This is a genomic window from Streptomyces davaonensis JCM 4913 (genome assembly GCF_000349325.1).
In the GTDB taxonomy this organism is placed as follows: Bacteria; Actinomycetota; Actinomycetes; order Streptomycetales; family Streptomycetaceae; genus Streptomyces; species Streptomyces davaonensis.
On record NC_020504.1, the window covers coordinates 3196003 to 3214770 of the forward strand.

The 18768-nt window shown below is 69.6% G+C and carries 17 protein-coding genes; 4 read left to right on the plus strand and 13 right to left on the minus strand.

The window, feature by feature from the left end; translation table 11 throughout:
* Nucleotides 1-2: 2 nt before the first annotated feature.
* From BN159_RS13685 to nsdA, 3 genes are all read right to left on the minus strand, one after another.
* On the minus strand, nucleotides 3-341 hold the full coding sequence (locus BN159_RS13685; RefSeq protein ID WP_003997576.1) for a P-II family nitrogen regulator: 339 nt from the start codon (nucleotides 339-341) through the stop codon (nucleotides 3-5).
* Nucleotides 338-1675 carry an ammonium transporter gene (locus tag BN159_RS13690; protein WP_015657577.1) on the minus strand — a complete coding sequence of 446 codons (1338 nt, stop codon included), beginning with the start codon at nucleotides 1673-1675 and terminating at the stop codon, nucleotides 338-340. Before BN159_RS13690 ends, BN159_RS13685 begins: the two co-directional genes overlap by 4 nt.
* 325 nt (nucleotides 1676-2000) lie before the next feature.
* Nucleotides 2001-3482, minus strand: a complete 1482-nt coding sequence (gene nsdA, locus BN159_RS13695; protein WP_015657578.1) for a transcriptional repressor NsdA — start codon at nucleotides 3480-3482, stop codon at nucleotides 2001-2003.
* A gap of 457 nt (nucleotides 3483-3939) precedes the next feature.
* Between nsdA and BN159_RS13700 the strand changes: the two genes are divergently transcribed.
* Nucleotides 3940-4596, plus strand: a complete 657-nt coding sequence (locus BN159_RS13700; RefSeq protein WP_015657579.1) for a bifunctional DNA primase/polymerase — start codon at nucleotides 3940-3942, stop codon at nucleotides 4594-4596.
* A gap of 69 nt (nucleotides 4597-4665) precedes the next feature.
* On the opposite strand, the gene ftsY is transcribed toward BN159_RS13700, so the two are convergent.
* A complete protein-coding gene (ftsY, locus tag BN159_RS13705; protein WP_015657580.1) occupies nucleotides 4666-5877 on the minus strand; it encodes a signal recognition particle-docking protein FtsY in 1212 nt (403 codons plus the stop codon).
* 103 nt (nucleotides 5878-5980) lie between these two features.
* Between ftsY and BN159_RS13710 the strand changes: the two genes are divergently transcribed.
* Nucleotides 5981-6949 carry an LLM class flavin-dependent oxidoreductase gene (locus BN159_RS13710; RefSeq protein WP_015657581.1) on the plus strand — a complete coding sequence of 323 codons (969 nt, stop codon included), beginning with the start codon at nucleotides 5981-5983 and terminating at the stop codon, nucleotides 6947-6949.
* A 94-nt stretch (nucleotides 6950-7043) separates the two neighbouring features.
* Here the strand turns inward: BN159_RS13710 and BN159_RS13715 are convergent, their stop codons facing one another.
* The 4 genes from BN159_RS13715 to BN159_RS13730 form a co-directional block, all read right to left on the minus strand.
* Nucleotides 7044-8459, minus strand: a complete 1416-nt coding sequence (locus tag BN159_RS13715; RefSeq protein ID WP_015657582.1) for a sugar porter family MFS transporter — start codon at nucleotides 8457-8459, stop codon at nucleotides 7044-7046.
* A gap of 145 nt (nucleotides 8460-8604) precedes the next feature.
* Nucleotides 8605-12189 carry a chromosome segregation protein SMC gene (gene smc / locus BN159_RS13720; protein ID WP_015657583.1) on the minus strand — a complete coding sequence of 1195 codons (3585 nt, stop codon included), beginning with the start codon at nucleotides 12187-12189 and terminating at the stop codon, nucleotides 8605-8607.
* Nucleotides 12190-12417: 228 nt separating this feature from the next.
* A complete protein-coding gene (locus BN159_RS13725) occupies nucleotides 12418-12621 on the minus strand; it encodes a hypothetical protein (RefSeq protein ID WP_009327638.1) in 204 nt (67 codons plus the stop codon).
* 377 nt (nucleotides 12622-12998) lie between these two features.
* The gene (locus BN159_RS13730) at nucleotides 12999-13280 is read right to left on the minus strand and encodes an acylphosphatase (RefSeq protein ID WP_015657584.1); all 282 of its coding nucleotides are present in this window, start codon (nucleotides 13278-13280) and stop codon (nucleotides 12999-13001) included.
* Nucleotides 13281-13442: 162 nt separating this feature from the next.
* Between BN159_RS13730 and BN159_RS13735 the strand changes: the two genes are divergently transcribed.
* Together BN159_RS13735 and BN159_RS13740 are read left to right on the plus strand one after the other, a co-directional pair.
* Complete coding sequence (locus BN159_RS13735; protein ID WP_015657585.1) at nucleotides 13443-14561, plus strand: CAP domain-containing protein; 1119 nt, start codon at nucleotides 13443-13445, stop codon at nucleotides 14559-14561.
* A gap of 57 nt (nucleotides 14562-14618) precedes the next feature.
* A complete protein-coding gene (locus tag BN159_RS13740) occupies nucleotides 14619-15020 on the plus strand; it encodes a winged helix-turn-helix transcriptional regulator (RefSeq protein WP_015657586.1) in 402 nt (133 codons plus the stop codon).
* Here BN159_RS13740 and mutM read toward each other — a convergent pair.
* The 5 genes from mutM to BN159_RS13765 all read right to left on the minus strand — a co-directional run bounded on the left by mutM (nucleotide 14993) and on the right by BN159_RS13765 (nucleotide 18721).
* The gene (gene mutM / locus BN159_RS13745) at nucleotides 14993-15853 is read right to left on the minus strand and encodes a bifunctional DNA-formamidopyrimidine glycosylase/DNA-(apurinic or apyrimidinic site) lyase (RefSeq protein ID WP_015657587.1); all 861 of its coding nucleotides are present in this window, start codon (nucleotides 15851-15853) and stop codon (nucleotides 14993-14995) included. The genes BN159_RS13740 and mutM overlap by 28 nt on opposite strands.
* 78 nt (nucleotides 15854-15931) lie before the next feature.
* The gene (gene rnc / locus BN159_RS13750; protein ID WP_015657588.1) at nucleotides 15932-16723 is read right to left on the minus strand and encodes a ribonuclease III; all 792 of its coding nucleotides are present in this window, start codon (nucleotides 16721-16723) and stop codon (nucleotides 15932-15934) included.
* Between the two features lie 7 nt (nucleotides 16724-16730).
* A complete protein-coding gene (rpmF, locus tag BN159_RS13755) occupies nucleotides 16731-16904 on the minus strand; it encodes a 50S ribosomal protein L32 (RefSeq protein WP_015657589.1) in 174 nt (57 codons plus the stop codon).
* Between the two features lie 2 nt (nucleotides 16905-16906).
* Entirely contained in the window at nucleotides 16907-17557 is a 651-nt protein-coding gene (locus BN159_RS13760; protein WP_015657590.1) for a YceD family protein, read from the minus strand.
* Between the two features lie 132 nt (nucleotides 17558-17689).
* On the minus strand, nucleotides 17690-18721 hold the full coding sequence (locus tag BN159_RS13765) for a hypothetical protein (protein ID WP_015657591.1): 1032 nt from the start codon (nucleotides 18719-18721) through the stop codon (nucleotides 17690-17692).
* Nucleotides 18722-18768 lie beyond the last annotated feature (47 nt).

Genomic DNA, 18768 nt, shown 5'->3' on the forward strand with positions numbered 1-18768 from the left:
CTTCAGAGCGCGTCGGGCCCGCGCTCGCCGGTGCGTACCCGTACGGCCGTCTCGACCGGCAGGGACCAGACCTTGCCGTCACCGATCTTGCCGGTGCGGGCCGCCTTGACGATGACGTCGATCAACTGCTCGGCGTCGTCGTCCTCGGCGAGGACCTCGATGCGGATCTTCGGGACCAGGTCGACGGTGTACTCGGCACCGCGGTAGACCTCGGTGTGGCCCCGCTGACGACCGTAGCCGCTGGCCTCGGTGACCGTCAGGCCGTGCACGCCGAAGGCCTGGAGGGCTTCCTTGATCTCGTCGAGCCGGTGTGGCTTGACGACTGCGGTGATGAGCTTCATGCGTCCACCTTCTTGCTCGCAGTGTCGGCGACCGGGGCCGGGGCGGCGGTCCGGGCGGCACCACCGCCGGCACCGCTGAAGTCGTATGCGGTCTCGGCGTGCTCGGCCTGGTCGATGCCGGCCACCTCGTCGTCCTCGGAGACCCGCATGCCGATGGTCTTGTCGAGGACGAAGGCGAGGAGCGCGGAGGCGATCAGCGAGTAGGCGAGGACGGCACCGACACCGGCGCACTGCTTCCAGAACTGCTCCAGGCCGCCGCCGTAGAAGAGGCCCTCGACCTCGGACTGGCCCTTGCCGGTGGCGAGGAGACCGACCAGCAGGGAGCCGATGATGCCGCCGACCAGGTGGACGCCGACGACGTCGAGCGAGTCGTCGTAACCGAACTTGTACTTCAGGCCCACTGCCACGGCGCACAGCAGACCGGCGACGACGCCGACCGCGATGGCTCCGAGCGGGGAGACCGCGCCACCCGACGGGGTGATGGCGACCAGACCGGCGACCGCGCCGGAGGCGGCGCCCAGCGTGGTGAACGCACCGTGGCGGATCTTCTCGTAGATGAGCCAGGAGAGCATGGCGGCGGCGGTGGCGACCTGCGTGTTGACGAACATCAGCGCGCCGACACCGTCGTCGTTGCCGAGCCAGGAACCGGCGTTGAAGCCGAACCAGCCGAACCACAGGAGCCCTGCGCCGAGCATGACCAGCGGGAGGCTGTGCGGGCGCATCGGGTCCTTCTTGAAGCCGACCCGCTTTCCGATGACCAGGATCACACCGAGGGCCGCGGCACCGGCGTTGATGTGGACGGCCGTACCACCGGCGAAGTCGATGACGCCGAGTTCGAAGGCCCAGCCGCCGGCCCCCCACACCCAGTGCGCGACCGGGAAGTAGACGACCGTGGCCCACAGGGCGACGAACAGCGCCCAGGCGCTGAACTTCACGCGGTCGGCCAGGGCACCGCTTATCAGGGCGGGCGTGATGATCGCGAACATCAGCTGGAAGACCATGAAGACGAAGATCGGGACCGTGTAGCCGTCCCAGAGTTCCGTCAGGCCGATGTCACTGAGGCCCACCCAGTCCGAGTTCCAGCCGATGATGCTGCCGGAATCCGTGCCGAACGCCATGGAGAAGCCGTACAGCACCCACAGGATGGTGACGATCCCCAGACTGATGAAGCTCATCATCAGCATGTTCAGGGTGCTTTTGACGCGGACCATGCCTCCGTAGAAGAAGGCCAGGCCCGGGGTCATGAGCATCACCAGGGCGGAGCAGATGAGCATGAAACCTGTGTTGGCGGCAGAGAGCTCTGTCTCTGCGGCAAGCGTGATGGCTGGTGCCATCGGCGTCTCCTCGTCGTTGGTACGGCCCCGTGCGGGCGAAGCCTGAGCGGATTGAGGGGTGGGCCGGTTATGCGCCATGAGATTGGCGCAGCGCGGTTTCGGTGGAAGCCCCTCGTTGTTTCGCCGCCGTGACGAAGGCGCCTTGGGTGTTACGCGTCGATGAACTGCCGGATGGAGGGCCCGTCGATCGTTATCGTGGCGCAACCTTCGGTTGAAGGTATGGGCCGGCCGCGGGCGGCCTTCCGATGACCTGGCATGGGGGAGCCGAGTCGGGCAGTTCGGGAGGGCCGGCCCGCGGCCGGGGATCGAGCGGGATCGCGGCTTCTCAGACCGCCTCGGCGGTCTCGGGCAGCTCGACGGCGAGCCGGTCGGTGAGGTCCACGACCTCGTGCAGATCACCGAAATCGCGTACGGCCGTGTCGACCGTCTTGCGGATCCGGGTGTTGACGCGCTCCGAGCGCACCTTCTTGGCGATCTGCATGGCGTCGGTGGCGTACTGCGCGCTGCGCTCCGGCTCGCGCCTGAGGAGATGGACCGTGGCCATGCCGATGAGGTTCAGCGCGTAGGAGCGCTGGTGCTCGCTGTCCTTGGCGAAGAGGTCGACGGCCCGCTGCATCAGCGGCTCGGCCAGTGAGGCGTAGGTCGGGCTGCGGCCCGCGACATAGGCGAGGTCGCGGTAGGAGTGGGAGTTCTCGCCGTACAGCTCGGCCTCGGAGAAGAAGCGGATCCAGTCGGGGTCGGGCTCGTCCCACTCCTCGGCCTCGGTGAAGGTGTCCTCGGCCATCCGCACGGCCCGCTTGCACTTGCCGGGCTGGCCCATGTTGGCGTATGCGCGGGCCTCCATCGCATACAGCATCGACTGGGTGCGCGGGCTCGCGCAGTCCCGGCTGCCGTACTGGGCGAGGTGGACCAGTTCGAGGGCGTCGTCGGGGCGGCCGAGGTGGATCATCTGGCGGCTCATGCTGGACAGGACGTACGAGCCGAGGGGGCGGTCGCCGGCCTCCTTGGCGGCGTGCAGGGCGAGCACGAAGTACTTCTGGGCGGTGGGCTGGAGGCCGACGTCGTAGGACATCCAGCCGGCCAGTTCGGCGAGTTCGGCGGCGACCTTGAAGAGGATGCGGGTGGTCGACTCGGGCTGGGGTTCCTGGAGGAGGTCGGTCACCTCGTGCAGTTGGCCTACGACAGCCTTGCGGCGCAGGCCGCCGCCGCACTGGGCGTCCCACTGCCGGAACATCACGGTGGTGGACTCCAGCAGCTCCAGCTCGGGCTTGGAGAGCCGGCCGCGGCGGAGCTGGGCGGGGGGTTCGGGCTCGGTGCGCGGGGCGGTGGGGGCGGGGACCAGCCAGCGCTGCATCGGCTCGATGAGGGACGGGCCCGCGGACAGGCCCAGCGAGGTCCCGAGGAAGCCGCGCCGCGCCAGCATCAGGTCGCTGCGCGAGAACTCGCTGAGCAGGGCCACGGTCTGCGGGCCCGTCCAAGGAAGGTCGACTCCGGACACCGAGGGTGACTGGCGGGCGGCGCGCAGGCCGAGGTCCTCGACGGAGACGACACAGCCGAACCGCTCGGAGAACAGCTCGGACAGGATCCGCGGGATCGGCTCGCGCGGGTTCTCGCCGTCCAGCCAGCGGCGTACGCGGGAGGTGTCGGTGGAGATGTGGTTGGCACCCAACTGGCGGGCCCGGCGGTTGACTTGGCGGGCGAGTTCGCCCTTCGACCAGCCGCTGCGCACGAACCAGGACGTGAGCAGCTCGTTCGGGCGCTTGTCAGCGTTCAGAGCGTTCGTGTCGCTTCCGCTGGTGCCGCTCACTGGAAGCCCCCATCCCTTGGACCACTTGTCACCGAGTGCGCCAAGCCCTATCAGAATGCCGGTAAATACGGCCGCCCGTCCGGTAGTTCTCACCCTTCGAACGGAAAGCCGAGTTGCCTCCGGCATACCCACAAGTGCATGCGCCCCCAGGACTCGTGCACTCAAAGTAATCCTACGATCACCCGTCCAGCCATGGCGATCCCGGAAACGCCACCATTCGCCACCCCTTCGAATGAACTCACGGTCGCCTCCGCACGATTCACTTGACATAGGACGACCGGGAGTGGGCGGAGTGCTGCACTCAGGGGCGCGCACCGTCGGGCGCACCACCCGGGACGCTTCCGAGCGCCGTCCGGAGTGCGTGGAGCCGGGCGCCGGAAGGCACAAGGTGGACACAGAGGGTCACGATCCGCATCCGCGTCGTAACCATCGACGCGCCGGGCCCGTTGGAGGGGGCATGGGCTTCACGATCGCCGGCATCCGCGAGATCCGCTCCGGCACGCGCCGACGCGGCCGTCCGTCGGAGTGCACCGCCGTCGCCGAGTTCACCGGACTGTGGGGCTGGGACGTGGTACCGGGCGCGCGGGCGGCGGCGGGCGTCTGCTCCTGCGGCCGCGCGGACTGCCGCGCACCCGGCGCCCACCCCCTGGACTTCGCCTCCCAGGTCCCGGCCGGCGCCACCCTCGACGAAGCGACCCGCACCTGGGCGGAGTTCCCCGGCGCCGCGATGATGCTCGCGGTCGGCCGGGCGTTCGACGTGATCGAGGTGGCCGAACCGGCCGGGCGCCGCGCGCTGGCCCGGCTGGAGCGCATGGGCCTGCCCGTCGGCCCGGTCACCGCAGGACCCGACGGCCGCGCGCACTTCTTCGTCGCCCCCGGCGCCGCCGCCGAACTCCCGGAACTGCTCTACCGCATGGGCTGGGACGACCCGACCTCCCTGGATCTGCGCGGCCTCGGCCCCGGCACGCACATCACGGCCCCGCCGTCCGACCGCGGCGGCCTCGGCCCGGTGCGCTGGCTGCGCTCCCCCGAACTGGACACGGCGACGAAGCCGCCCGCCGCTCGGCTGTTGCTGGGAACGCTCGCCTACGTGGCACACCGCTCCCGCGCGTAGCGCAGCACACAGCAAAGCGCCCGCCACCAACTGGACCTTGGGGCGGGCGCTTCTTCGCGACAGCGTTTGTCACTCTCCGATAAGCGCATCCACGAACGCCTCCGGCTCGAACGGCGCCAGATCGTCCGGGCCCTCGCCCAGACCGATCAGCTTGACCGGCACGCCCAGCTCGCGCTGCACGGCGATCACGATGCCGCCCTTCGCCGTACCGTCCAGCTTGGTCAGGACGATGCCGGTGATGTCCACGACCTCGGCGAACACCCGGGCCTGCACCAGACCGTTCTGTCCGGTCGTCGCGTCCAGGACGAGGAGCACCTCGTCGAGCGGCGCGTGCTTCTCCACGACCCGCTTGACCTTGCCCAGCTCGTCCATGAGCCCGGTCTTGGTGTGCAGTCGGCCCGCGGTGTCGATGAGGACGACGTCGCAGTCCATCTCCTTGCCCTCCTTCACCGCGTCGAAGGCGACGGAGGCGGGGTCACCGGCCTCCGGACCGCGCACGGTGTGGGCGCCGACCCGCTCGCCCCAGGTCTGGAGCTGGTCGGCGGCGGCGGCCCGGAAGGTGTCGGCGGCGCCCAGGACGACGGTGTTGCCGTCGGCGACCAGGACCCGGGCCAGCTTGCCGGTGGTGGTGGTCTTGCCGGTGCCGTTGACGCCGACGACCATCACGATGCCGGGCTTGCGGTCCTCCGGCTCGGTCTTCACGGTCCGGTCCAGATCGGTGCCGACCAGCTTGAGCAGCTCCTCGCGCAGCAGGCCGCGCAGCTCGGCGGGGGTCCGGGTGCCGAGCACCTTGACCCGCTCGCGCAGGCCCTCGACCAGCTCCTGGGTGGGCAGCACACCGACATCGGCGGTGAGCAGCGTGTCCTCGATCTCCTCCCAGGTGTCGTCGTCCAGATGCTCGCGCGAGAGCAGCGTGAGCAGGCCCTTGCCGAGGGCGTTCTGGGAGCGGGACAGACGGGCGCGGAGCCGGACCAGGCGGCCCGCGGTGGGCTCCGGGACCTCGATCTCGGCCGGCGGGAGCTCTTCGACTACGGGCGGTTCCTCGACGGCGGCCGGGGCCGAGCCGTCGGGAAGGTCCACCTCCTCTATCGTCCGGCGCGGTTCGTCGCGCGGCGTCTCGGCCTCGTCGCCGACGTGCGGCTCGGCCGGAGGGGCGGTGAGGTCGGGCGCTGCGGGGGGCGGCGGGGGCAGCTGCTTCTTGCGCCGGCTGCCGACGACGAGCCCGCCGAGCGCGCCGAGCACGACCACGGCGATGACTACAGCAAGGATGACGATGTCCATAACCCGTCCAGTATCAGCCATGGAGTGCGGCGACACCCCTCTGGATGTCTGACACACCGTCAGCTAATCTCCTCCCCCACCCGCCCGGTGAAGGGGGACCCCCATGCCCGTCACGGTCGTCCGCTTCAATCTCGTCGAGCCCGGCGCCACCCCCGCCTCGCTCGCCGCCCGCTACCGGACCGCCCTGGAGATGGCCGCGTACGCCGACGAGCACGGCATCACCACGGTCCAGACCGAGGAGCACCACGGCGTCGACAACAACTGGCTGCCGTCGCCGTTCGCCTTCGCGGCGGCGGTCTTCGGCGCGACGAAGCGTCTCGCGGTCACGGTCTCCGCGATCATCGGCCCGCTGCACGACCCGCTGCGTCTCGCCGAGGACATCGCCGTACTGGACCTGATCAGCGCCGGCCGTCTGGTGACGGTCGCCGGGATCGGGTACCGCCCCGAGGAGTACGCCCTCTTCGACGTGGACTGGAAGCGGCGCGGCCGGCTCCAGGACGAACTGCTGGAGACCGTGCTGAAGGCCTGGACCGGCGAGGAGTTCGAGTACCGCGGCCGTACCGTACGGGTCACCCCGCGCCCCTTCACCGAGCCGCACCCGCTGCTGCTGGTCGGCGGCTCCTCGAAGGCCGCCGCACGCCGGGCCGCCCGCCTGGGCCTGCCGTTCTTCCCCAGCGCGCATCTGCCGGAGCTGGAGGCGTACTACAAGGAGCGGCTCATCGAGTACGGCACCGAGGGCTGGACGATGATGCCGGCCGCCGAGACTCCGCTGCTGCACATCGCCGAGGACCCGGACCGGACCTGGGCGCGGTACGGCGAGCACTTCCTGCACGAGGCGCGGACGTACGCCTCCTGGCAGTCGGGCGACATCCGCTCGGCGGTCCGGTCGGCGGCGGGCACGGTCGAGGAGTTGCGCTCGGAGGGCGTGTACCGGGTGCTGACGCCCGGGCAGTGCGTGGACCTGGGGCTGGACAACCTGGTGCTGCATCCGCTGTGCGGAGGGATGCCGGTCGAGGAGGGCTGGCGCAGTCTGCGGCTGCTGTGCGAAGACGTACTGCCCCGGCTCTCCTGACCGAGCCGAGGCAGTACGTGTCTTACAAGTACGAGGAGAGGGGCAGCGGGGACTTGGCCCTTCTCCCCGCGTCCGGGGGGCTCCCTGCGGAGGGTCAGCCCATGTCCTCCAGCTTCTTGCCCTTGGTCTCGGGCACGAACTTGAGGATGAAGGGGATGGAGAGGAAGGCGAACACCGCGTACATGACGTAGGTGAGCGACAGGTTCCAGTCCGCCAGGTCCGGGAAGGTGATCGTGATGACCCAGTTGGCGATCCACTGGGCCGAGGCGGCCACACCGAGGGCGGCGGCGCGGATCTTGTTCGGGAAGACCTCGCCGAGCATGACCCAGACCACGACACCCCAGGACAGGGCGAAGAAGAGCACGAACGCGTTGGCGGCGATCAGCGCCACGGCGCCCTGCGCGGTGGGCAGCGGGTCGTTGCCGTTCTGGTAGGAGAAGGCCCAGGCGGCGGCCGCCAGCGAGATGCCCATGCCCACCGAGCCGATCAGGGCGAGCGGCTTGCGGCCGATGCGGTCGACGAAGATCATCGCGATCACGGTGCCGATGATGTTGATGATCGAGGTCTCGAACGAGTAGAAGAACGAGCTCGACGGGTCGACGCCGACGGACTGCCACAGCAGGTTCGAGTAGTAGAAGATGACGTTGATGCCGACCAGCTGCTGGAAGACGGAGAGACCGATACCGATCCAGACGATCGGCAGCAGGCCGAACTTCCCGCCCAGCAGGTCCCGGAACGTCGACCTGTGGTCGCTGCGCATGGCCTGGTCGATCTCGGCGACCCGGGCGTCGAGGTCGATGTCGCCCTCGACGTCGGCGAGCACCTTCTTGGCGTCGTCGAGACGGCCGGCGCTGATCAGGTAGCGCGGGGACTCCGGGATGGCGAAGGACAGCAGGCCGTAGACCAGGGCCGGTACGACCATCACGCCCAGCATCCACTGCCAGGACTCCAGGCCCGCGACCTTCCCGCGCTCCTCACCGTCGGCCATGTTGAGGATGGCCCAGTTCACGAGCTGGGAGACGGCGATGCCGATGACGATGGCGGCCTGCTGGAACGAGGCGAGCCTGCCCCGGTAGGCCGGCGGGGCGACCTCGGCGATGTAGGCGGGGCCGATGACCGAGGCCATACCGATGGCTATACCGCCGAGCACACGCCAGGCGGCGAGGTCCCAGGCGGCGAACGGAAGGGCGGAGCCGACGGCCGACACGGCGAACAGCACCGCCGCGATCTGCATGACCCGGATACGGCCGATCCGGTCCGCGATCCGGCCGGCGATCGCCGCGCCGAGGGCGCTGCCGAGCAGGGCGCTGGCGGCGACGGTGCCGGTGACGCCGGAGCTGAGGTCGAACCGGTCCTGTATACCGCCGTTGGCCCCGTTGATGACGGAGCTGTCATAGCCGAAGAGGAAGCCGCCCATGGCGGCCGCGGCGGTGATGAAGACGACGTGCCCGAGGTGCTCGGGGTGCGTCGCCTTCGCTCCTGACTGGGGCGCCTGCGCTGTGCTGGTCACGTCGTACTCCTGAAGATGAAAGCAACGTTGCAGACCCTATGCCTTCAAGTTTCGAAGTCAATAGTTCATTGCCTGTGAGTTTCGAGGCATGACAGGAGACGTGAGAAGTTTTTGTGTTCAAGACTTGAAGATACGGTTTTGGTGCTCAGCGCAGGCGCTGGCTGATGACCTTCGACACCCCGTCGCCCTGCATGGAGACGCCGTACAGCGCATCGGCGACCTCCATCGTGCGCTTCTGATGGGTGATCACGATCAGCTGGGAGGCTTCCTGGAGCTCCTGCATGATGCGGATCAGCCGCTGGAGATTGGTGTCGTCGAGGGCCGCCTCGACCTCGTCCATGACGTAGAACGGGCTGGGTCGCGCCTTGAAGATCGACACCAGCATCGCCACGGCGGTCAGTGAGCGCTCGCCACCCGAGAGCAGCGACAGCCGCTTGACCTTCTTGCCCGGCGGACGCGCCTCGACATCCACGCCCGTGGTGAGCATGTTGTCGGGGTCGGTCAGCACCAGCCGCCCCTCGCCACCCGGGAACAGCCGGCTGAAGACGCCCTCGAACTCCCGGGCGGTGTCCCGGTAGGCCTCGGTGAAGACCTGCTCGACCCGCTCGTCGACCTCCTTGACGACCTGGAGCAGATCGGCGCGGGTCTTCTTCAGGTCCTCCAGCTGCTCGCTGAGGAACTTGTGGCGCTCCTCCAGCGCGGCGAACTCCTCCAGCGCGAGCGGATTGACCTTGCCGAGCTGCTGGTACGCCCGCTCGGCCGCCTTCAGCCGCTTCTCCTGCTCGCCGCGCACGAACGGCCTCGGACGGTTGCGCGGATGCTCGGGATCCTCCGGCAGCTCCTCGCCCTCGGCGGGCGGCGAGGGCGGTACGAGCTGATGGGGGCCGTACTCCTCGACGAGCCCGGCCGGCTCCACGCCGAGCTCCTCCAGCGCCTTGGTCTCCAGCTGCTCGATCCGCATCCGCTTCTCGGCGCCGAGCACCTCTCCGCGGTGCACGGAGTCGGTCAGCTTGTCGAGTTCGGCCTTGAGGTCGCGGCCGGCGTTCCGGGCGGCGGTCAGCTCCTGCTCTCTTATGGCCTTCGCCGCGTCCGCGGCGGTGCGCTCCTCCTCGGCACGGGTGAGGGAGACCTCCACGTGCGCGAGGAGTTGCCGGGCGCCGGACGCGACGGCTTCCGCCACGGCGGCCTCGTGCCGCAGCCGCGCCCGCCGCTGCTCGGCACGCGCGCGTGTCTCGCGTTCGGCGCGGGCGGCGCGGTCGAGGGAGTCGGCCCGTCCCGCGAGGCCCTTGACCCGTTCCTCGTGCGTACGGACCTGGAGGCGGGCCTCCATCTCGGTCTGGCGGGCGTTCGCACCGTCGGCGGCGAGGCGGTCGCGGACGGAGGTGTCGGGCTCCTCCTCGACCGGCATCTCCTCGGCGACTTCGAGGCGCTCGGCGAGGACCTCGACCTCTTCCAGGGCCTTGTCCAGCGCGTCCTGCGCCCGCGCGGTCGCCGCGACTGAGCGTTCCGCTTCTCCTGCGGCGCCTCGTGCCTGTCCGGCGAGCCGGCCCAGCTGCTGGGCCACGGCCGACTTCTCGCGGTCCGCTGCGCGGCGGCGGTCGGCCAGTTCTTCGACTCGGGCGGCGGTCTCTTTGCGTCGCTCGCCTGCCTCTTGCTGCGCCGCCGTGAGTTCGTCACACCTCACGGCCAGCTCTTCCAGCTCGGCCGCTGCCTCGTCCACGGAGGCCTGTACTTCGAGGAGGCTGGGGGCGCCTGCGGAGCCGCCGTGGGCGAAGTGGGCGCCGAGCAGGTCGCCTTCTGCGGTTACGGCGGTGAGGTGGGGGTGGGTGTAGACGAGGTCTTCGGCGTCTTCGAGGGTGCCTACGACGACGATGCCGTGGAGTAGGCGTCTTACGGCGGGCATGAGGTCGGAGGGGGCGCGGACCAGATCTGCCGCGTGATGCCGTCCGGCGGGTGCGGGTTCGTCGTGGCTGGTCGCGCAGTTCCCCGCGCCCCTTACCGGCGATTCCGGTGCCCCCGACAGGAGAAGTGACGCCCTCCCTCCGTCCTGCTTCCGCAGCAGCCGGATCGCCTCCGCGGCTGCTGCGGGTGAGGTTACGGCGATGGCGTCCGCCGCCGCGCCGAAAGCCGCCGCCAGCGGTACCTCGTAGCCCGGGGTGATCGTGAGGTGTTCCGCTGCCGGGCCGAGCAACCCCGTCAGCCGGTCCTTCGCGCCCAACAGCGCGCCCGTGCCGTCCTTCCTGCGCAGGCCCAGTGCCAGCGCCTCGTGGCGGGCCTGGGTCGCGGCGCGCTTGCGTTCCGCTGCCGTGGCCGCTTCGCGGGCCGCCGTGAGCGCCGTCTCCGCCTCGGCCAGCGCCACCTTCGCCACGTCGTGCTGCTCCGCCAGTTCCGCGTCGTCGGCGTCGAGGCCGTCGACCTCGGTCTTGAGGGCCTCGTACTCCTCCTGGGCGGCGACGGCCCGCTCCTGGGCCTCGTCCCGGGCGGAGGCCAGGCGGTCGATCTCGGACTGGGCGGAGGCGGCGCGTGAACGGGCCGCGTTGACCTGGCCGTTCAGACGGGCCAGACCTTCACGGCGGTCGGCGATGGCGCGGGCGACGTCCTTCAGACGCCGTTCTTCGAGGGCGAGTTCACGCTCCAGCTCGGCGCGATGGGCGACCGTGTCCTCCAGGGCGTGCTCGGCCGCCTCCAGGGCCGCCTCCAGCTCGGCTTCCTGCTCACGGATCCGCGCGGCCTCCCGCTCCATGTCCTCGGGGTCACGGCCGCGGCGCTCCTCGGGCGGGGCGGAGGTCGCGCTCTTCACGCGCGCGTCGGCGAGGGAGACGGTGCCGCGGACCCGCTCGGCGAGCTGGGAGAGCTCGTACCAGGTCTGCTGGGCGCGCTGGAGGCGGGGCGCGAGCTGCCGGACTTCGTCCTCCAGGAGCGCCTCGCGCTGGAGCGCCTTCTTCAGCTCCTGTTCGGCGGCTTCCTTGCGTTCCTTCAGGGCGGCCTCGTCGGCGACTTCTGTCCGGAGCGCCTCACGCAGCCGTACGAGATCGTCGGCGTGCAGGCGGAGGCGGGCGTCGCGCAGGTCGGCCTGGATGACGGCGGCCCGGCGCGCTACCGCCGCCTGGCGGCCGAGGGGCTTGAGCTGGCGGCGGAGTTCGTCGGTGAGGTCCTGCACGCGCGCGAGGTTGGCCTGCATCGCGTCGAGCTTGCGCAGCGCCTTCTCTTTGCGCTTGCGGTGCTTGAGGACGCCCGCGGCCTCCTCGATGAAGGCGCGGCGGCCCATCGGGTCGGCGTGCAGCACGGAGTCGAGCTGGCCCTGGCCGACGATGACATGCATCTCGCGGCCGATGCCGGAGTCGGAGAGCAGCTCCTGGATGTCGAGGAGGCGGCAGGTGTCGCCGTTGATCTGGTACTCGCTGCCGCCGTTGCGGAACATGATCCGGGTGATCGTCACCTCGGCGTACTCGATGGGCAGCGCGCCGTCGGAGTTGTCGATCGTCAGCGACACCTCGGCGCGGCCGAGCGGTGGGCGCCCGGTGGTGCCGGCGAAGATGACGTCCTCCATCTTGCCGCCGCGCAGCGACTTCGCGCCCTGTTCGCCCATGACCCAGCTGAGCGCGTCCACGACATTGGACTTGCCCGAGCCGTTCGGTCCGACGACACACGTGATACCCGGCTCGAACCGGAGTGTGGTCGCCGATGCGAACGACTTGAACCCGCGGAGGGTCAGGGCCTTGAGGTGCACGCCGCTGGACTCTACCTTCCGGGGATGTCTCACTCCATGAACCCGCGGTTTCGCCCATGAACGCGCAGGGCACACCAGACGTTAAAGAGACTGAAAGGATGCGCGGGGGAAAGATTCGCGGGGGCAAGAAAGAAGGGACGCCGAAGCGTCCCTTGCAACTTCTGACAACTTAGCGGTTGATACGGGCAGCCCAACCGCCGCGTGTGCTGTTGTGGAGCAGTGCAGCGATCAGGTGAGCGCAGGCTCCGCCTGGTGTGCGTCGATGCTCTCCATGAGACTGTCGTGAGAAGCGGCAGCCGTCAGCGCGTCATTCTCCGCCTGGATCCGTACCAGCTCGGATTCCAGGTCCTGTACGCGCTGCTGGAGCCGTCGCATCTCGGCGAGGAGTCGAGGGTCGGAGCCGCCGACGTAACCGAGAAGCGCCTTTGCCATGATGGATGGTCCTCCACACTGAGTGACCGACCGAAGCGGTGTGGGTCGTGAGGGATTCGCACCCACGGTGCTTGGCACTCTTGAGTTCTTGCTGCCGTTCTTACATGCCAAACAGCTAAGGTGCGCGGGGCTTTCAGCGTCTCACCAAAAAGTTTGACGGTCAACACGATCACGCCCCGTATTGACGGCATCCCGGGGGCGCGCGGCCTGATCGGCGGCGCTGCGACTCCTGCGGGGCCCTGAGGGCGTGGCGATCATCCTTCACTGCGGAGCGTGCCAGCGCAAGCGTTTCTCGGCAACCACCTGGACCTTTCTCTTCGGGGCAGGTTCCGGTGGCATGGTCCGCCGCTCGGGAGGGGTCGTGCGGTACGCCGGAATCACCGGATGGCGAAGCCGTCGTATCCCCCGCGAGGTGTGTCCCAGATCTCGGTGACGCCCTCCACGCGGCCGGGCGTGTCGTCCCCCTCGAGCCAGTCGAGGAGTCCCTGACAACCCGGGCGCGGGCCTTCTGCGACCACTTGGACGCGTCCGTCGTCCAAATTGAGAGCAAAACCACTCAGGCCGCCGATCTCCAGTGCCTTGGCACGTGTGAACCAGCGAAAACCCACACCTTGGACGCGTCCACGCACCCAGGCCACCAACCGAACATCCTCGCTCATGGGTGCAACCTAACCGCCCAATGTCTCACTGGGCACTTCCACACCCAGCGCCATGCGGTACCGTCCCCACCCAATGAATCTCATATGAAACTCACTCGATCGGGTGAGTTGGTTGATCACCGGGGGAAACGGGTCGACCGCACGGACGAGGAAGGCCAGGACATGGGACGCCACCGACGCCACGCCGCCGGCCGCGCCGCCACGAGCCGCGCCACGGGGGTCAACCACACAGACGGTTCCGCTCAGTGGAGCCACGACTCCCGGGACTCGTACCCGGACCGACACTCGCGCCCGGACGAGACGGTGGGCATCGCCCCCTATCTCCACCAGGACGCGTACGCCGGTGCCTACGCGACGACCGAGGCCTATCTCTTCACGGGCGACGGCTACGGCGGGGACTACGCCCCCGAGTCGGACACCGCCTTCTTCGCGAGCGAGGGCTTCACCCCCGCTGACGGCTCCGAGCGCGGGCGGCCGAACCGCCGCAAGAAGAAGAAGGCCGTCACTCCGGTGCGCACCGGGCTCCTCGGGGTCTCCGCCGCGGTGGCCATCGGCACCGTCGCGGTCGCCACCGGCGTACTGCCCGGCGGGGACAACTACACCCTCGGCGGCGGCAGCAGCGACAAGGTGCAGGCCGCCGACTCGCCGACCAGCTCGCCGAGTGAGCAGGGCGGCACCTCGGGCAGCGCGGAGAACCGCGACGACAGCACCCCGGCCAGCCGGGACCAGGAGCGGTCCGTGTCGCCATCGGCGGCGCCGTCGACCTCCGCACCCGCGCCGACGAAGACCCCGTCGAAGAAGCCGACGGCCACGCCCAGCAAGAAGCCGAAGACCAACACGCCGCCGTCGAAGGCCACCACCAAGGCGCCGGAGAAGCCCAGCGCCCCGGTGACGCTCACGGAGGAGGCCGCCGCCGCGGCCGAGGTCCTGCGGCTGGTCAACGAGGAGCGGGCGAAGGTCGGTTGCAGTGCCGTCGCCGCCAACAGCTCGCTCGCCGAGCTGGCCTCCGCGTTCAGCGAGGACATGGCGGAGCGGGGCTTCTTCGACCACACCGACCCGGACGGCTCCAGCCCCTGGGACCGTGCCGCGAAGGCCGGCATCACCAACCTCGGCGGCGAGAACATAGCCCGCGGCCAGGCCGACGCGGCCGCGGTCATGGACGCCTGGATGAACAGCCCCGGCCACCGAGCCAACATCCTGAACTGCGACTTCAAGACCCTGGGAGTCGGCGTCCACATGGCCTCCGGCGGCCCTTGGTGGACGCAGAACTTCGGCTACTGACTTTCTTCTGGTCAGCGCAATCCACAGGTCAGCGCTGTCTGCGAGTACGCTTCAAGCATGGACATCGCACAGGAGCGCACGGCGGAGCAGGACCTGCCGTACAACGTGTTCGCGAAGGTGTGCCCCTCGCGCGGCACGCTGGAGCACGTCACCGGTCGCTGGGGCTCGCTCACGCTCGGCGCTCTGTCCGACGGATCGCTGCGCTTCAACGAGCTGCGTCGGCGCATCGACGGCGTGAGCGAGAAGATGCTGTCGCAGACGCTGCACGCGCTGGAGCGGGATGGGCTGGTGCTGCGCGAGGCCCAGCCGACGAACCCGCCCCGGGTGGACTATGAGCTGACACCGCTGGGCCACGAGGTGGCCACCCGGCTGCTCGGCCTCATCCACTTCCTGGAGGGCCGCATGGACGAGGTGCTCGCGGCACGCGGACGCTACGACGAAACCCGCGGCGCCCGCTGACACTTCGGGCAGAAGTAGCTCGACCGGTTCATCCACGGCCGTCGGCGCATCGGCGTACCGCACCTCTTGCACGGCAGACCCTCACGGCCGTACGCGTCCAGGGACCGGTCGAAGTAGCCCGACTCGCCATTGACGTTGACATACAGGCTGTCGAAGCTGGTGCCGCCCACCGCGAGGGCCGCGTTCATCACATCCCTTACGTGGCCCAGGAGTTCGAGGCTGCGCGGGCGGATGAAGGTCGCCGTCGGGCGGTCGTAGTGCAGGCGCGTGCGCCAAAGGGCCTCGTCCGCATAGATGTTGCCGACGCCGCTGATCAACGACTGGTCGAGCAGGGCCCGTTTGATCGTGGTCCGCTTGCGGCGCAGCGCCTGGTGGAACGCCTCGTCGTCGAAGAGCGGGTCCAGCGGGTCGCGGGCGATGTGCGCGATGACGTCGGGCAGTCCGTCGGGGGTGTTGTCGTGCAACGACAGTCCGCCGAAGGTGCGTTGGTCGACGAACCGCAGTTCGGTGCCGAGGTCGTCGGCGAAGCGGACCCGGATGCGCAGATGCTTCTCGGCCGGGGCCTCGTGCGGCTGCACCAGCAGCTGACCGCTCATGCCGAGGTGGGCCAGGACCGACTGGCCGGTGTCCTCGAGCGGCAGCCACAGATACTTGCCGCGGCGGCTCGGAACGCCGATGCGGTGGCCCTTGAGACGGTGCGTGAAGTCGTCGGCGCCCGCGATGTGGCGGCGGACCGCCCGCGGGTGCAGCACCTCGGCGTCGGCGACGGTGCGATGGGCGACCCAGCGTTCCAGACCGCGCCGGACGACCTCGACCTCGGGCAACTCGGGCATGGCATCCCCCGTACAAGCCGGTGTATGAGCCGAGCGCCCGCCCCGGGTACGGGTGCGGGCGCTCGGGTTGCTGCTCGTTCAGGCGGAGGCGGAGGCTTCGTCGGCGTCCGCTTCCGCGGCTGCCTTCTTGGCGCGCTCGTCCGCCGCGGCCCGGATGGACCGCCAGGCGGACTCGGCGGCCTGTTGCTCCGCCTCCTTCTTGCTGCGGCCGGTGCCGGTGCCGTACGAGACGCCTCCGACGCGGGCGGCAGCAGTGAAGGTCTTCTCGTGATCGGGGCCGGTCTCCGTGACCAGGTACTCGGGCACACCGAGCCCCTCGGTCGCGGTGAGCTCCTGGAGACTGGTCTTCCAGTCCAGGCCGGCTCCGAGATTCGAGGACTTCTCGATCAGGGGGTCGAACAAGCGGTGCACCAGCTCCCCCGCAGAGTCCAGGCCCTGGTCGAGATAGACCGCGCCGATCACCGCTTCCAGGGTGTCGGCGAGGATGGACGCCTTGTCCCGGCCGCCCGTGCCCTCTTCACCACGGCCGAGCCGGATGAAGGAACCCAGGTCGAGTCCGCGACTGACCTCCGCCAGCGCACGCGAATTCACCACCGCGGCCCGCAGCTTGGCCAGCTGGCCCTCGGGCAGATCGGGGTGGGTGCGGTACAGCGTGTCCGTGACCACGAGGCCGAGGACGGAGTCCCCGAGGAACTCCAGGCGCTCGTTGGTCGGCAGACCGCCGTTCTCGTACGCGTACGAACGGTGGGTCAGCGCACGCACCAGAAGGGCGGACTCGACCTTGTAGCCGAGCCGCCCTTCCAACAGCGTGTGGGACGAGGCCGTGGTCTCCGCAGAGTTTTTCTTCGGCGTGGACACAGTGCCTCTCACCAGCCGCTCAGACCTCGAGGACCTGGCGCTTGTTGTAGGTGCCACAAGACGGGCACGCGATGTGCTGCTGCTTGGGCTCGTGGCAGCGCTCGCACGCAACCAGGGGGGTGACCGCAGCCTTCCACTGCGACCGGCGGTGGCGCGTGTTGCTGCGCGACATCTTCCGCTTCGGAACAGCCACGGCTACTTCTCCTGCTTCTCGTCGACGCCCGCTTCCGCTTCGGCGCCGCTCATCTCGTCCTTCTCGCCGTCTCCGAGTGAACCGGCGAGTCCCTGCAATGCCGCCCAACGGATGTCGACGGCGTCATGGTGGTGGTCCGGGTCGTCCGCGAGGCGCACGCCGCACTCGGCGCACAAACCCGGGCAGTCTTCCTGGCACACCGGCTGCATCGGCAGTGCGAGCACCACCGCATCGCGCAGCACGGGTTCGAGGTCGAACAGGCCGTCCTCGATGAAGAGCCTGTCCTCGTCCTCCTCGGCGTCGTCGTCGGGCTCCGCCTTGGGGCGGCCCCGCTCGTCGGCGTCGGGGTACGAGAACATCTCCTGGAAGTCCGCTTCGACGTCGAGCTGAAGCGGCTCCAGACACCTTACGCACTCCCCCTTGGCCTGTGCACGGGCGGTGCCTGTGACAAGCACCCCTTCCATGACCGACTCAAGGCGGAGGTCGAGCTCCATCGGGGCGCCTTGCGGCACTTCGATGACGTCCTTCAGACCGAGGTCCTTGGGCGCGTCGATCGAGCGGTTCAGGCGCTGGAGCGCGCCAGGACGCCGCCCCAGCTCGTGTGTGTCGAACACGAGAGGGTTGCGGTGGTCGAGGCGGGCGTTCAGAGCCATTCCTGCTTTCGATCTTCTAGCTCAGAGGGACACTGCCCTCGGTGTCCCCGGGCAGCGTTGATCGCGGACGTACGCGCGACCGAAGAGCCAGGATACTGGACCATTCGCTCACAGCCCAATCCGGCGGATCCCCTACTGGCCGCGGCCCTGCTCGTAGGCCCGCAACTGCTCCGCGCTGATCATGCTGGTGTCGAAGAGACTGGTCTCGTCCAGGGCGTACCCCTGCTGGGGCTGCTGGGCCTGCTGCGCCTGCTGGTTCGGGTCGTACGACGGCTGCTGGGCGTCGTAGCCCTGGTAGGCGTAAGGGTCGGCCTGCTGGTAGCCGTACGGGTCCTGCTGGGCGTAGGCAGGCTGCTGGTAGCCGCCGTAGGGGTCGTACGACGGCTGCTGCGGGGCGTACTCCGGCTGTTCGGGCTGCTGCCGCTGCGGGGCCGGGGCGTCCTGCTCGGCCAGGGCCGCCAGGTCGGCGAGATAGTCGGCGTCGCTGGAGTGCTGGACGGTGCTGAGGTCGTCGCCGAGGGCGCCGAGGTCGTCGGTGGCGATCCGGCCGTGCAGCTTCTGGCGGCCGCGGCCGACTGCCTCCAGCGTCTTGGCGAGCACCGCCTCGAAGGCGCCGAGCTTGACGTCGACGTACTCGTCGGCGGTACGGCGCAGGGTCTCGGGGTCGTGGCTGCGCTCGGGGGCGTCCTCGTCCTCGTAGCCCTGCTCGTCGACGCCCGGGCCGGTGCCGAGGAGCTTCTCGCGGCCCCGGCCGACGGAGCCGAGGGTCTTGGTGAGCACGACCTCGAAGTTGGCGAGCTTGGAGTCGACGTAGTCGTCGGCCTCGGCGCGGACGTCCTCGGCCTCCTTGCGGGCCTCGGCGAGGATGCGGTCGCCCTCGGCCTGGGAGCGGCGGGCGACCTCGGTGTCGGAGATCAGCGAGCCGCGCTCGGCGTGCGCGCCCTGGATGATCCGCTCGGCCTCCTGACGGGCCTGCTCGACCATCTGCTCACGGTCGCCGATCAGCTCCTGGGCCTGCGCGAGGGAGCCCGGCAGGGCCTGGCGGACCTCTTCGAGCAGCGAGAGCAGCTCGGCGCGGTTGACCACGCACGAGGCCGACATCGGCATCGACCGGGCACTGGAGACCGCCGCGACGATCTCGTCGAGCTTCTTCTGCACGTCCACCGTGTGCTCGCCACTCTCTACAGCTGTGTTGGAGACGGACGGGACGA

Bases quoted from the DNA above. Each gene is read 5' to 3' on its own strand.
- BN159_RS13685 (WP_003997576.1), bottom strand. From the start codon at position 341: ATGAAGCTCATCACCGCAGTCGTCAAGCCACACCGGCTCGACGAGATC.
- BN159_RS13690 (WP_015657577.1), bottom strand. From the start codon at position 1,675: ATGGCACCAGCCATCACGCTTGCCGCAGAGACAGAGCTCTCTGCCGCC.
- BN159_RS13700 (WP_015657579.1), top strand. From the start codon at position 3,940: ATGGGCTTCACGATCGCCGGCATCCGCGAGATCCGCTCCGGCACGCGC.
- ftsY (WP_015657580.1), bottom strand. From the start codon at position 5,877: ATGGACATCGTCATCCTTGCTGTAGTCATCGCCGTGGTCGTGCTCGGC.
- BN159_RS13710 (WP_015657581.1), top strand. From the start codon at position 5,981: ATGCCCGTCACGGTCGTCCGCTTCAATCTCGTCGAGCCCGGCGCCACC.
- BN159_RS13725 (WP_009327638.1), bottom strand. From the start codon at position 12,621: ATGGCAAAGGCGCTTCTCGGTTACGTCGGCGGCTCCGACCCTCGACTC.
- BN159_RS13730 (WP_015657584.1), bottom strand. From the start codon at position 13,280: ATGAGCGAGGATGTTCGGTTGGTGGCCTGGGTGCGTGGACGCGTCCAA.
- BN159_RS13735 (WP_015657585.1), top strand. From the start codon at position 13,443: ATGGGACGCCACCGACGCCACGCCGCCGGCCGCGCCGCCACGAGCCGC.
- BN159_RS13740 (WP_015657586.1), top strand. From the start codon at position 14,619: ATGGACATCGCACAGGAGCGCACGGCGGAGCAGGACCTGCCGTACAAC.
- mutM (WP_015657587.1), bottom strand. From the start codon at position 15,853: ATGCCCGAGTTGCCCGAGGTCGAGGTCGTCCGGCGCGGTCTGGAACGC.
- BN159_RS13760 (WP_015657590.1), bottom strand. From the start codon at position 17,557: ATGGCTCTGAACGCCCGCCTCGACCACCGCAACCCTCTCGTGTTCGAC.